The sequence below is a fragment of the Actinomadura sp. NPDC048032 genome (assembly GCF_040653175.1).
Lineage (GTDB): Bacteria > Actinomycetota > Actinomycetes > Streptosporangiales > Streptosporangiaceae > Spirillospora > Spirillospora verrucosospora.
Genome location: NZ_JBEZJP010000230.1, coordinates 1 through 12,417 on the forward strand (window position 1 = coordinate 1; position 12,417 = coordinate 12,417).

General features: G+C 73.6%; 12 protein-coding genes and 1 pseudogene. 10 read left to right on the forward strand and 3 right to left on the reverse strand.

Annotated elements, in window-relative coordinates; all coding sequences use genetic code 11:
- Positions 1–70 precede the first annotated feature (70 nt).
- From alaS to AB0C69_RS26095, 4 genes and pseudogenes are all read left to right on the forward strand, one after another.
- Positions 71–2,521, forward strand: a pseudogene (gene alaS, locus AB0C69_RS26080) (alanine--tRNA ligase); the annotation flags it as partial.
- A 40-nt stretch (positions 2,522–2,561) separates the two neighbouring features.
- Positions 2,562–3,020, forward strand: coding sequence for a Holliday junction resolvase RuvX (gene ruvX, locus AB0C69_RS26085; protein WP_360357783.1), 459 nt, complete (start codon positions 2,562–2,564; stop codon positions 3,018–3,020).
- Positions 3,017–4,177, forward strand: coding sequence for an endolytic transglycosylase MltG (gene mltG / locus AB0C69_RS26090; protein WP_360357784.1), 1,161 nt, complete (start codon positions 3,017–3,019; stop codon positions 4,175–4,177). The genes ruvX and mltG overlap by 4 nt, the downstream gene beginning before the upstream one ends.
- Complete coding sequence (locus tag AB0C69_RS26095; RefSeq protein WP_360357786.1) at positions 4,150–5,007, forward strand: shikimate dehydrogenase; 858 nt, start codon at positions 4,150–4,152, stop codon at positions 5,005–5,007. Before mltG ends, AB0C69_RS26095 begins: the two co-directional genes overlap by 28 nt.
- 6 nt (positions 5,008–5,013) lie before the next feature.
- Here the strand turns inward: AB0C69_RS26095 and AB0C69_RS26100 are convergent, their stop codons facing one another.
- Positions 5,014–6,402, reverse strand: coding sequence for a prenyltransferase/squalene oxidase repeat-containing protein (locus AB0C69_RS26100; protein WP_360357787.1), 1,389 nt, complete (start codon positions 6,400–6,402; stop codon positions 5,014–5,016).
- 152 nt (positions 6,403–6,554) lie between these two features.
- Here AB0C69_RS26100 and AB0C69_RS26105 point away from each other — a divergent pair, with 152 nt between their 5' ends.
- On the forward strand, positions 6,555–7,253 hold the full coding sequence (locus AB0C69_RS26105; protein ID WP_360357789.1) for a hypothetical protein: 699 nt from the start codon (positions 6,555–6,557) through the stop codon (positions 7,251–7,253).
- Here the strand turns inward: AB0C69_RS26105 and AB0C69_RS26110 are convergent.
- Complete coding sequence (locus AB0C69_RS26110; RefSeq protein WP_360357791.1) at positions 7,229–8,170, reverse strand: PfkB family carbohydrate kinase; 942 nt, start codon at positions 8,168–8,170, stop codon at positions 7,229–7,231. The genes AB0C69_RS26105 and AB0C69_RS26110 overlap by 25 nt on opposite strands.
- Before the next feature lie 7 nt (positions 8,171–8,177).
- Complete coding sequence (locus tag AB0C69_RS26115; protein ID WP_360357793.1) at positions 8,178–8,669, reverse strand: NUDIX hydrolase; 492 nt, start codon at positions 8,667–8,669, stop codon at positions 8,178–8,180.
- A 534-nt stretch (positions 8,670–9,203) separates the two neighbouring features.
- On the opposite strand from AB0C69_RS26115, the gene infC reads away from it, so the two are divergent.
- The 5 genes from infC (at position 9,204) to AB0C69_RS26140 (ending at position 12,220) form a co-directional block, all read left to right on the forward strand.
- Positions 9,204–9,734, forward strand: a complete 531-nt coding sequence (gene infC, locus AB0C69_RS26120; protein WP_258943360.1) for a translation initiation factor IF-3 — start codon at positions 9,204–9,206, stop codon at positions 9,732–9,734.
- 182 nt (positions 9,735–9,916) lie between these two features.
- A complete protein-coding gene (gene rpmI, locus AB0C69_RS26125; RefSeq protein ID WP_067468638.1) occupies positions 9,917–10,111 on the forward strand; it encodes a 50S ribosomal protein L35 in 195 nt (64 codons plus the stop codon).
- Between the two features lie 69 nt (positions 10,112–10,180).
- Entirely contained in the window at positions 10,181–10,558 is a 378-nt protein-coding gene (gene rplT, locus AB0C69_RS26130; protein WP_173393368.1) for a 50S ribosomal protein L20, read from the forward strand.
- Positions 10,559–10,592: 34 nt separating this feature from the next.
- Positions 10,593–11,432 (forward strand): RNA methyltransferase, encoded by an 840-nt coding sequence (locus AB0C69_RS26135; RefSeq protein WP_360357796.1) that lies wholly within the window; start codon positions 10,593–10,595, stop codon positions 11,430–11,432.
- Positions 11,433–11,704: 272 nt separating this feature from the next.
- Positions 11,705–12,220, forward strand: a complete 516-nt coding sequence (locus AB0C69_RS26140) for an STAS domain-containing protein (protein WP_360357797.1) — start codon at positions 11,705–11,707, stop codon at positions 12,218–12,220.
- The last annotated feature ends 197 nt before the right edge of the window (positions 12,221–12,417 follow it).

Consider the following 12,417-nt stretch of genomic DNA (forward strand, 5'->3'; position numbering starts at 1 on the left):
ACTCGCCGCCCTGCCCGCGTAGGCGGCCTCGACCAGCGTCATCACCCCGGCGGACGGCGCCGTCATCAGGGTCGGGAAGACCACCCGGCACGCCACCTTCTTCCAGATGCTGGGCAACTTCTCCATCGGCGACTACTTCAAGGAGCAGGCGATCCCCTTCGCCTGGGAGCTGCTGACCCGGTCGCGGGAAGACGGCGGCTTCGGTTTCCCCGAGGAGAAGCTCTGGGTCACCGTCTTCAAGGACGACGACGAGGCCCACGGCATCTGGCACGAGAAGGTCGGCGTCCCCCTCGACCGCATCCAGCGGCGCGGCATGGAGGACAACTTCTGGTCGATGGGCGTGCCCGGCCCGTGCGGCCCCTGCTCGGAGATCTACTACGACCGCGGCCCCGAGTACGGCCGCGAGGGCGGCCCGATCGCCGACGAGGACCGCTACCTGGAGGTCTGGAACCTCGTCTTCATGCAGTTCGAGCGGGGCCCCGGGGAGAGCAAGACCGACTTCCCGATCCTCGGCGACCTGCCGGCGAAGAACATCGACACCGGCATGGGCCTGGAGCGCATGGCGGCGATCCTGCAGGGCGTCGACAACATCTACGAGACCGACACCCTCTGGCGGGTCCTCGACCGCGCCGCCGGGCTGACCGGCACCACCTACGGCCGCGACCACCGCGCGGACGTGTCGCTGCGCGTCGTCGCCGACCACGTCCGCAGCGGCACGATGATGGTCGCCGACGGCATCCGCCCCGGCAACGAGGGCCGCGGCTACGTGCTGCGCCGCATCCTGCGCCGCTCCATCCGCAACCTGCGCCTGCTCGGCGGGCAGGACGCCGGGCTCATGCACGAGCTGACGGCCGTCTCGATCCAGGCGATGGGCGAGCAGTACCCGGAGCTCGTGCGCACCGCCGCGAACATCCACACCGTCATCGACGCGGAGGAGGAGTCCTTCCTCCAGACGCTGCGCACCGGCACCGCGATCTTCGACACCGCCGTCGACGACACCAAGCGCACCGGCGGCGCGACCCTGGCGGGCGAGCAGGCGTTCAAGCTGCACGACACCTACGGCTTCCCGATCGACCTCACCCTGGAGATGGCGTCCGAGCAGGGCCTCCAGGTGGACGAGGAGGGCTTCCGCCGGCTCATGAAGGAGCAGCGGGACCGCGCGAAGAAGGACGCCCGCGACAAGAAGACCGGCAACCTCGACGTCTCCGTCCTGGACGAGCTGCTCACCGGCGCGGGCGGCAGAGTCGACTTCACCGGCTACGGCAGCCTGGCCGGCGACGCCCGCCTCGTGGGACTGCTGGTGAACGGCGCCAACGCGCCCGCCGCCGGGGAGGGCACCGAGGTCGAGGTCGTCCTCGACCGCACCCCGTTCTACGCCGAGGGCGGCGGCCAGCTCGCCGACCACGGCCTGATCAGGTTCGGCAACGGCGCCGTGGTCGAGGTGACCGACGTGCAGGCGCCCCTCGCCGGGCTGATCGTGCACCGCGGACGGGTCCGCAGCGGCGAGGCGCGGGCCGGCGACACCGCCTACGCCGAGGTCGACGTGGAGCGGCGCCGGGCGATCTCCCGCTCGCACACCGCGACCCACATGGTGCACGCCGGGTTCCGCCGCGCGCTCGGCGAGTCCGCCGCGCAGGCCGGGTCGGAGAACTCGCCCGGCCGGTTCCGGTTCGACTTCACCGCGTCCGGCGCGGTCCCCGCGAGCGTGCTGCGCGACGTCGAGGACGAGGTGAACGAGGTCCTGGTCGGCGACCTGGACGTGCGCGCCTTCCACACCTCGATCGACGAGGCCCGCGCGATGGGCGCGCTCGCGCTGTTCGGCGAGAAGTACGGCGACGAGGTGCGGGTCGTCGAGGTCGGCGACTACTCCCGCGAGCTGTGCGGCGGCACCCACGTCGCCCGCAGCGGGCAGCTCGGCCTGGTCAAGGTGCTGGGCGAGTCGTCCATCGGCGCCGGCGTCCGGCGCGTCGAGGCGCTCGTCGGCATCGACGCCTTCCGCTTCCTGGCCCGCGAGAGCGTCCTCGTGGCGCAGCTCGCCGAGCAGATGAAGACCCGCAAGGAGGAGCTGCCCGAGCGCGTCTCCGGCGTGGTCGCCCGTCTGCGGGACGCCGAGAAGGAGCTGGAGAAGCTCCGCTCCCAGCAGGTCCTCGCGATCGCGGAGTCCCTCGCCGAGGGCGCCAAGGACGTGGCCGGCACCGCGTTCGTGGGGCACCGCGCCCCCGACGGCACCGGCGCCGACGACCTGCGCAAGCTGGCCGTCGACATCCGCGGCCGCCTGACCTCGCGTCCCGCGGTCGTGATGGTCGCCGGGACGCCGAAGGACCGTCCCGTCGTGGTCGTCGCCGTCACCCAGGGCGCGCGTGACCGCGGCCTGAAGGCGGGCGCTCTCGTCGGCCTGGCCGCCAAGGCGCTCGGCGGGGGCGGCGGCGGCAAGGACGACCTGGCCCAGGGGGGCGGCGCCAACCCCGCCGCGATCGGCGACGCCCTCGCCGCCGTCGAGCGGGCGGTAGGGGCCGCGTGAGCCCGGGTTGCGCTCCGAGCCGCCGAGCGGAGGCGAGGCGATGAGGCAGGGCGTGCGGCTCGGGGTGGATGTGGGGAGCGTTCGGGTCGGGGTCGCCCGGTGCGATCCCGGCGGCATCCTCGCGTCCCCCCTGGAGACCGTGAAGAGCGGCAAGGGTGACGTCGACCGGCTCGCCGACCTGGTCGCCGAGCACGAGGCGATCGAGGTCGTCGTCGGGCTGCCGACGTCGCTGTCGGGCCGGGAGGGCCCGGCGGCGCAGTCGGCGCGCAGGTTCGCGGCCAGGCTCGCCGACCGCCTCCCCCCGGAGACCGTGCGGTTGCACGACGAGCGGCTCACCACCGTCACCGCCGAGAACGGCCTGCGGGCCGGCGGCGTGCACGGCCAGGCGCGGCGCAAGGTCGTCGACCAGGCGGCCGCGGCGGTCCTGCTCCAGGCGGCCCTCGACGCCGAGCGGTTGACCGGACGCCCCCCGGGCGAGATCGTCCAGGGGAGCTCATGACCCAATCGCACCCCTCCTCCACCCCGACCGGCGCCGGGCCACCGCCCGCGGCGCCCCGCGGCAGGCGGGACCAGCGGCGGCGGCGCAAGCGCCAGAAGCGCCGCAAGCGCAGCGGGCGCGCCGCCGCGCTGTTCGCGATGGCGTTCCTCGTGGCCGTGTTCGGCACAGGCGGCGTCCTCGGGTACGCGTGGCTCGACAACAAGTGGCATCCGCCGGACTACGACGGCGCGGGCACCGGCAAGGTCACCGTCCAGATCAAGGACGGCGCGACCGGGTCGGTGATCGGGACGACGCTGGAGCAGCACAAGGTCGTCAAGAGCTCCGCGGCGTTCGTGAAGACCTACAACAAGGAGGCCCGCGCCTCCAGCATCCAGCCGGGCTTCTACCAGATGCGGCTGCAGATGTCGTCGGCCGCGGCGGTGGCGCTGCTGCTCGACCCGAAGTCGCGGGCCGGGAACCAGGTCGTGATCCCCGAGGGCCGCCGGGCCGTCGAGGTCTTCGAGCTGCTGGCGAAGAAGACCGGCATCTCCGTCAAGGAGTTCCAGGCGGTGGCGAAGCGGCCGAAGAACCTCGGGCTGCCCGCCTACGCGCGGGGCAAGGTCGAGGGGTACCTGTACCCGGGCCGCTACGACCTGGATCCGAACGGCACGGCGGAGCAGATCCTCAAGGAGATGGTGGGGCGCTTCAACAAGGAGGCCGCCAGCGTCGACCTCGTCGCCGAAGCGCGCAAGGCGCACATGAACCCGGCGACGGTCATGACGCTCGCCAGCCTGGTCCAGGCCGAGGGCGGCAAGCCGAGCGACCTGCCGAAGATCTCCCGGGTCATCTACAACCGGGTGGAGAAGGGCATGAAGCTGCAGTTCGACACGACGGTGCTGTACGCGCTGAACGAGCGGCGGCTCACCGTCACCGAGAAGGACCTGCAGACCGACTCGCCCTACAACACCTACCTGCACCCGGGTCTGCCGCCCGGCCCGATCTCCAACCCGGGCCCGGACGCGATCGAGGCGGCGCTGGCCCCGGAGGACGGGACGTGGCTGTACTTCATCGCCACCGACCCGACGAACAAGGTCACCAAGTTCGCCACGACGGAGCAGGAGCGGCTGGCGATCGAGAAGGAGTTCCGGGCATGGCAGAAGGCGCACCCGGGCCAGTGACCGGCGGGACGGGCCGCCGCGCGGCGGTGCTCGGGTCGCCGATCGCCCATTCGCTGTCGCCGGTGCTGCACCGGGCGGCGTACGCGGCGATGGGGCTGGACGGCTGGTCCTACGACGCGGTCGAGTGCGGCGAGGACGGCCTGGCCGCGGTGCTGGACGGGCTCGGCCCCGAGTGGGCGGGCCTGTCGCTGACCATGCCGCTCAAGCGCGTCGCGCTCGGCCTCGTGGACACGGTCTCGGACCTCGCGGTGAAGGTCGGGGGCGCCAACACGATCGTCCTCCGGGACGGGCGGCGGCACGGCGATAACACCGACGTGTACGGCATCGAGAAGGCGCTCGCCGAGGCGGGGCTGAAGGGTCCGTCCACGGCGCTGGTGCTGGGCGGCGGCGCGACGGCCGCGTCCGCGCTGGCGGCGCTCGCCGGGCTCGGCACGCGCGAGGCCGTCCTGGCGGTCCGCACGCCGGAGCGCGCCGCCGCGGCGGCCGAGGTGGGGGAGCGGTTCGGGCTCGCGGTCCGGGTCGTGAAGCTCGACGAGGCGCCGGCGCACCTCTCGGCGGAGCTCGTGGTGTCGACGCTGCCCGGGCGGGCCGCCGACGCGTTCGCCGCGCCGGTCGCCGAGTCCGGCGCGGCCGTGTTCGACGTCGTGTACGCGCCGTGGCCGACGGCGCTCGCGGCGGCCGTCGAGCGCGCGGGCGGCACGGTCGTCGGCGGCTTCGCGATGCTCCTGCACCAGGCCGTCCGGCAGGTGGCCATGATGACGGGCCGCGACGACGTGCCGGTGGAGGCGATGCGCGCCGCGGGCGAGGCGGAGCTCGCCCGCCGCGCCTGATCCGCCTCAGGGCGGGGCGCGCTGGGCGCGGCGCCGCTTGACCGATTCGTCGATGCTGGTGAGGACGATCGGCAGGATGACGCTGAGCCAGAAGTCCTTCCAGCCCCACACGCCCGCGGCGACGCCGAGCGCGCTGCCCGCGCACACCAGGCTCAGCAGGAACGCCGCCCAGTGCCGCTGGGCCAGCCCGACCGGGTCGACGAGGCGGCGGTGCGGGAGCAGATGGGCCAGCGGGCGTTCCCGGGCGTGGGCGCGCTGCACGACCATCGCGTCCGGCAGCCAGTGCAGGATGTCGGCGTTCCGGGAGAGGGGGGTCCGGGAGAGCGCGACCAGCGTCTCCAGCCTCCACCACAGCGTCCACAGCGACGTGCGGCCGCTGCCCGGGTAGCCGTTCCAGCGCGGGTCGGCGACCTCCCCGCGCACCAGCGTCCGGAACGCGCGGGCGACCGTCGGCCCGTGCGGTCCGCGCGGGTCCCGCAGCAGCGCGGTGAGCGCGATCGGCAGGCCGTAGTGCCACAGCGCGAGCCGCCACACCGGCTGCGGTCCGGTGCCGCGTTCCGCCGCGGTGGGCGGCGAGACGCCGTAGGTCTCGATCCACGTGTGGTCGTCGTCGGGGTCGAGGTGCTTCAGCAGCCAGTCGTAGGCGTCCAGCAGCCGCTCGGTCCTCAGGTCGGGACGCGCCTCGGCCAGCGTCACCAGCGCGAACGCGGTGTGCGTGACGGTGGGCCGGGACGCCTGAGTCGGGCCCCAGGCGGGGCGGTGCGCGGTCCGGTCGGCCGTCAGCCACTCCACGCCGCGGTCGACGGCGGGGTCGTAGGGGTTGAGCTGGCTGAGCGCCCGCAGCGCCAGGCACGTCAGCCACACCCGGGACGGGCAGCCGTGCAGCGAGCCCCAGCCGCCGTCGGGGTTCTGGTTGTGCAGCAGCCACCGGTAGGCGCGGTCCAGGTCGGGGGCGTCCTCGCGCAGGCCGCAGCGGGCGCGGGCGAGGAAGCGCGCGATCCAGCCGGTGGCCTCGACCACCGGCATGCCGAGGCTGGTCTTGGTGGCCCAGCCGCCGTCGCGCAGCGGGTCGTCGGAGCGGGTCTGCCGGGCGGCGAGGAGTTCCAGGCCGTCGTCGAAGTGCTCGAACGCCCGCCCCGCCTCGGCGAACGCCATCAGCCCGAGGGCGGTGGCGGTGGTGCCGGGCTCCGGCCGTGCGAGTTCGTGGTACCAGCCCCCGCCGGCGCCGAGCGCGGGGGCGTAGGTGTCGCGCAGGACGTCCAGCGACTCGTTCAGCCGGGTGTCGAGGACGGCCATGTCGATGACCGGGACGTCCGCGCGTCGCCGCCGGGCGGCGGAGCGGACTGCGCGGGGCGCGGGGGGCGCCGGGGACGGGAGCGGAGGTGTCTGGTTCACGTTCTGGCCTTCTGCTCTTGTTGTTCCCGGCGGGCCAGGGTTTGTACCTCGCGGGTTCCGCGTCTGTATCCGCCGCCGCAGCGAGCACCGGGGTGCCGCACCGGGCACGCTGGAGGCAGACCGCTCCCGCGTTCCGCGATGCTGGAGGTGGCTTGCCCGAACAGACCCTCCGGGACGAGACCGACGACTGCGTCCTGTGCCCCCCGCTGAGATTCCGCTTCAACGGCATGGTCGGCCTGCCCGGCGAGTCGGGCGTCATCGCCGGCGACCGCGACTTCTTCCTCATCCCGGACGTCGCGCCGCTCGCCGAGGGCCACCTCCTGCTGGTGACGCGCGAGCATCACCAGTGCGCCGGGGACTTCCCCCGGCCGATGTGGGAGGGCGCCCTGCGGTGGCGCGACCGCGTGGCCCGCCTCTACCTGGAGGCGTACGGGTCCGGTGGGCTGCTGCTGTTCGAGCACGGACCGGCGAGCTCCCAGGGCGGCGGCGCGTGCATCGACCACGCGCACTGGCATTTCGTCCCCGGCACCACGGGCGTGCGGGCGATCGTGGAGCGGGAGGGGCGCCCCGGCGTTCCGGCGGACCACGCGGCCCTCCGGGACTGCTACCGCGCCGGCCGCTCCTATCTGCTGATCGAGGAGGACGGCGTCGCGACCGTCCACTCGGGCGACGGCGTGCGGAGCCAGTTCCTGCGCTGGGCCGTGGCGGCGGCCGGCCCGGGCCGGACCTGGCGCTGGCAGGAGAGCTTCGGGCTGCCCGCCAGCAGGCGGCGTTTCCTGCGCACGCTGCGGGCGATGCGGGCGGCGGCCTCTTCGCCCGGCACGGGTCAGCCTCCCGACAGCCACCAGTAGAGCTCGCACGAGGTCAGCCGGTCCCCGTACCCCGCCCGCGCCGCCCCGGGGTCGTAGCCGGTGGAGTACGTCACCGGCGGCCGTCCCCGCTGGTGGACGAGCACCCGTTCGAGGGAGGTCGGTCCGAACCGCAGCAGCCACAGGGGAGCGCCGGGAACGGCGCGGTCGAGGACCGGCAGCAGATCCCGAGGTTCCCGGCCGCCTGCGGGCGGAGGGTGCCCGAGCAGGCGCGCGAGGGTGTGCGCCTCGGAGACGACGAGGTCCGCCCGCCGCAGGACCGGCAGCACGCAGGACGCCGGGAGCCGCGCGTCGATGTCGTGGGGGACGACGTCGAACGCCACCCGCGTGCCCGCCGCGCGGGCCGTGCGCACCGCCTCGTGGAGCGCCTCCCGGGAGCCGGGGGCCAGCAGTGAGTATCCGTCGACGGCGAGCACGTCGGCGTCCTCGATCCCGGCCGCCGCCGCGCGCACGTCCGCCGCGGAGAGCCGCCGTGCGGGCGGCTCGTCCTGGACGACCAGCAGCCGGACGCCGGACCCGCCGCCGTCCGCGGCGCCGGCGCGCAGCATGACCGACACGCCGTTCGGGACGCCGGGCTCGACGACCAGGCGGTGGGCCGCGCCGATCCGGTGCAGTTCGCGGCGGATCGCCTCCGTGTAGTCGTCGTCGCCGACCTTGGCCAGCACGCCGACCCGGCGGAAGTAGCCCACCGCGCAGCGGGCGAGGTTGACCGCCGTCCCCGCGGTCAGCACCCGGGCGGGCGCGTAGCAGAGCCGGTCGGCGTCGAGTTCGGCGAAGCGGACGCCCGGCAGGCTCGCGCGCACCTCGACCCCCGCGTCCCCGATGACGAAGAGCGAGAAGCGGCGCTCGGCGGCGCCGTCGAGGCCCGGCCATTCGAGGGGCGATCGGAACGGCGCCATCACCCGGTCAGCCGACGGGGACCAGGAAGGCCCGCATCACCGGGCGCAGGCTCGGAATGAGGTCGTACCCGCCGAGCTCGCGGAGCGGCGCCCAGGCGCACCGGTCCAGGTGGTCGCTGACGTCCTGGTTCTCCAGGGTCGCGTCCAGGGTCACGGGCCGGCAGCGGCGCGCCGCCGCGACCACCCGGATCTGCCCGCCGGGATTCTCGCGGTCGGGCATGAACCACTGCCACAGATGGAACGGCGGTCCCGGGTCGATCTTCAGCCCGACCTCCTCCCAGACCTCGCGGCGGATGTGGTCGTCGAGATCGAGGTCGGCCTCCTCCTCCAGCCGCCCGCCGGGCACCTCCCAGCAGCCGGGGTGGAACGGGTCGGAGGCGGCCTTGCGGACGAGCAGCAGCCGCCCGCCCGAGACGATGAAGGCCTTCTGCGCGAACTGGAGCCGGGCCGGCGGCGCGGCGGTGAGCGGGCCGGCGGCGCCGGCGTCGACCGAGGGCATCGCGGGAGTCCTCCCTGGTGCCGGCCCCACCGGGCCGTCTCGGCTCCACCGTAACAATCGGCGGCCCGCCCGCCGAGACGCCCGCCCGGCCAGAACAATCTCACTCCTCCGGGGGCACGAGGGCACCGGGAATCACACCGCGTCGCGGCCTGTTGTATTGGACGGCGTACCCTCATCCGGGCTCTCGTCCGGTATGCGGCGAATGATCGTCCGGCATGACGCACCCGGTCCCACCGGGTGGTATTCTTGGTGGTCGACCGGCCTTGTGCGCGCGACCAGATGGTGGCGCGTGCCGGGCGCTCAAGCGGAGGCCACCTCCCACCTGACCGGCTGAAAGGCCGGTGGGTCTCGGTCCGGCGAGCGGGCGTTCAGCCCGTCCCGTCGTCGTTCCCGGGCGGCATGTCCGTCCCGGGAGACCGAAGGTGGCCCCGTGCGTGAGTCGTGCGGGGCTTTTCTCGTGGAAGCCTCGGGGTACGACCGGTCCAATGAACCTGAGAACGGCCCCTAGGAGGTCCCATCAGCGCCGAACCGCGTATCAACGACCGCATTCGCGTGCCCGAGGTCCGGCTCGTCGGCCCGAACGGCGAACAGGTGGGCATCGTGCCCATCGCCAAGGCCCTTGAACTCGCGCGTGAGTCGGACCTCGACCTCGTCGAGGTGGCGCCCACCGCGCGTCCGCCCGTCGCGAAGCTCATGGACTACGGCAAGTTCAAGTACGAGTCCGCGATGAAGGCGCGTGAGGCGCGGAAGAACCAGGCGCACACGGTCATCAAGGAGATCAAGCTCCGCCCGAAGATCGACCCGCACGACTACGAGACCAAGAAGGGTCACGTGGTGCGGTTCCTGAAGGCCGGGGACAAGGTGAAGGTCACGATCATGTTCCGTGGTCGTGAGCAGTCCCGTCCCGAGCTCGGTTTCCGGCTGCTGCAGCGGCTCGCCGACGATGTCGAGGAGCTCGGCTTCGTCGAGTCGCGGCCCAAGCAGGACGGCCGAAACATGATCATGGTGCTCGGTCCGCACAAGAAGAAGACGGCCCGCGGGCAGGAGTCGGAGACCACCGTCTGACGGCCGTTCCGGGACCGGCCTCGCGGCGGTCCCCATCGCGATCTCGCGGCTGAGCGAAGTTCGCGGCGTACGTACATTGAAGCCTGACCTGGCGCGTCCACGGATCGCCGTGCGGTGCGCCGATCAGGCGCGCCTCCGTGCCGGTGGGCACGGAGGCCGGAAAGAGGGAGACGACGGCGACCATGCCGAAGACCAAGACCCACAGCGGTGCCAAGAAGCGCTTCAAGCTGACCGGCTCCGGCAAGGTGATGCGCCGCCGCGCCAACAAGAACCACCTGCTCGAGCACAAGCCGACCAAGCGGACGCGCCGGCTGTCCGGCCCCGCCGTGGTGGCCGACGCCGACGCCAAGAACATCAAGAAGCTGCTGCGCAAGTAGCACTCGACCAGGAACATCGCCGACCGGCCGAGGCCAGCACGGCCCCGGCCCCCACGAAGGAGTCAGCACGTGGCACGCGTGAAGCGGGCGGTCAACGCCGCCAAGAAGCGTCGGGTCGTCCTGGAGCGGTCGAGCGGCTACCGCGGGCAGCGTTCGCGCCTGTACCGCAAGGCCAAGGAGCAGCAGCTCCACTCGATGACCTACGCCTTCCGGGACCGCAAGGACCGCAAGGGCCAGTTCCGCCGGCTGTGGATCCAGCGGATCAACGCCGCGGCCCGCGCCAACGGCATCACCTACAACCGGTTCATCCAGGGCCTCAAGGCGGCCGAGGTCGAGGTCGACCGGCGCATGCTCGCCGAGCTCGCCGTCAACGACGCCCCGGCTTTCGCCGCCCTGGTGAAGATCGCCAAGGACGCGCTGCCGGCCGAGGGTTCGGAGGCGGCCTGAGCCGGGTGACCGGCACACGGGCGATCACAGCGACATGGCGGGCCGCGAGCTGACCTCTCTCCGATCACCACGGGTGAAGGCCGCTCGTCGGCTCGCCAAGCGCGCCTTCCGGCGCCGCGAGAACCGGTTCCTCGCCGAAGGGCCGCAGGCGGTGCGGGAGGCGCTGCAGATCCCCGGCGGCCTCGCCGAGCTGTTCACCACGGCCGAGGCGGAGGCCCGCCACCCGGAGCTGGTGCTCGCCGCCGAGCGCGCCGGCGCGCCGGTGCTGCGCGTCAGCGGCGAGATCATGGCCGAACTGGCCCAGACCGTCACCCCGCAGGGGCTGCTGGCGGTCTGCGAGTTCGTCGACGTCCCGCTGGACCGGGCCCTGGAGAACGGTCCACGGCTGGTGACCGTGCTGGCGCACGTCCGCGACCCCGGCAACGCGGGAACCGTCCTGCGCACCGCCGACGCGGCGGGCTCGGAGACGGTCGTGTTCACCGACGCGTCCGTCGACCCTTACAACGGCAAGTGCGTCCGCGCCTCCGCGGGCAGCCTGTTCCACCTGCCGGTCGTCGTCGGCCCCCGGTTCGACGCGCTGATCCCGGAGCTGAAGGGCGCGGGACTGACCGTCCTCGCCGCCGACGGCGCGGGCGACCGCACCCTCGACGAGGCGATCGACGAGGGCGTGCTCGCGCGCCCCACCGCCTGGGTGTTCGGGAACGAGGCGTGGGGGCTGCCCGAGGAGATCCTGCGGCATGTGGACGAGGTCGTCCGCGTGCCCATCTACGGGCGGGCCGAGAGCCTGAACCTGGCGACGGCCGCCGCCGTATGCCTCTATGCGTCGGCCCGGGCGCAGCGCGGCTCCCAGGGAGAGCGCCCGAGCCGTACGTGAGGCGCGGCGCGGTCCCGGTGTTTTCACTGCATTCCGTGATCGAATGGCCGCATGCGGTCGCCATTGGCGCCGCCCCGTGACGGGTGAGCTGGGAAGATGGTCTCCACGTGGACGCGGGGCAGGGGGGCCTGCCGCCGCGCGGGGCTCGTCCGCGGGGAGGAGCGGGAACCGCGACCGGCGGGGGATCACGCCGTCGCGGTACCGCGCCTAACGTGTTGATCAGTGGGTTGACCAGGGCGGCGACGAGGCCGCACAGAGTGGGGGCGAGCGTGATGACCGAGGAGAGCAGGCGGGCCGGAAGGACGGGCCGACGCCCCCCGGAGGTGCGGTGCCGGGCCGGTGCGGTCCGGGCCTCCGCCGTCCCGGACGCCTTTTCGGGGGCCGCCCCCGACGTCTCCTGCGCGCACGCCGGCGACGGGCTGCGCATCGAGACCACCAGGGTCGGGGCCCGCACGGCCGTCGTCGCGGTGGCCGGGGAGATCGACCTGCGCACCGCCGGGCCGCTGCGCGACCGGCTCGTCGAGATGCACGGGCGGCTGCCCGGCGCGGGGCCGCGCCGCCTGGTGGCCGACTTCACCGCCGTTCCGTTCTGCGACGCGGCCGGGCTCGGGGCGCTGGTCGCCGCGCACAACCAGATCTCCGCCGACGGCGGCGAGATCGCGCTCGCCGGGGTGCGGCCCGCCCAGCTGCGGCTACTGATGATCACTGGCCTGCACCGGCTGTTCGCGATCCACCCCGATGTCGAGGCCGCGCTGTCCGCCCAGGACTCGCCCACGAGGTCCGGATAAGGGCGCGAACCGCTGTTCCGGCCCTCCGCGGAAGACGGCGACACCCTGCACGGAGGCTACACATGCCTTGCCGCGAGGCGGTTTCCGGGTCCCGTTAGGGGCCCGACTCCGGCTAGAGTCTCTTTCCGACAGGCCGCGTTCCCCATCGGTGTTCTGGAGGCCGCTGTGGGCGGAGAGGAGACCCCTCTCGTGGCCGC

What these genes read in the sequence shown, in the direction of transcription:
- rpmI (WP_067468638.1), top strand. Translation starts at nt 9,917, where the DNA reads ATGCCGAAGACCAAGACCCACAGCGGTGCCAAGAAGCGCTTCAAGCTG.
- AB0C69_RS26135 (WP_360357796.1), top strand. Translation starts at nt 10,593, where the DNA reads ATGGCGGGCCGCGAGCTGACCTCTCTCCGATCACCACGGGTGAAGGCC.
- AB0C69_RS26115 (WP_360357793.1), bottom strand. Translation starts at nt 8,669, where the DNA reads ATGCCCTCGGTCGACGCCGGCGCCGCCGGCCCGCTCACCGCCGCGCCG.
- AB0C69_RS26140 (WP_360357797.1), top strand. Translation starts at nt 11,705, where the DNA reads ATGACCGAGGAGAGCAGGCGGGCCGGAAGGACGGGCCGACGCCCCCCG.
- ruvX (WP_360357783.1), top strand. Translation starts at nt 2,562, where the DNA reads ATGAGGCAGGGCGTGCGGCTCGGGGTGGATGTGGGGAGCGTTCGGGTC.
- AB0C69_RS26110 (WP_360357791.1), bottom strand. Translation starts at nt 8,170, where the DNA reads ATGGCGCCGTTCCGATCGCCCCTCGAATGGCCGGGCCTCGACGGCGCC.
- AB0C69_RS26095 (WP_360357786.1), top strand. Translation starts at nt 4,150, where the DNA reads ATGGCAGAAGGCGCACCCGGGCCAGTGACCGGCGGGACGGGCCGCCGC.
- mltG (WP_360357784.1), top strand. Translation starts at nt 3,017, where the DNA reads ATGACCCAATCGCACCCCTCCTCCACCCCGACCGGCGCCGGGCCACCG.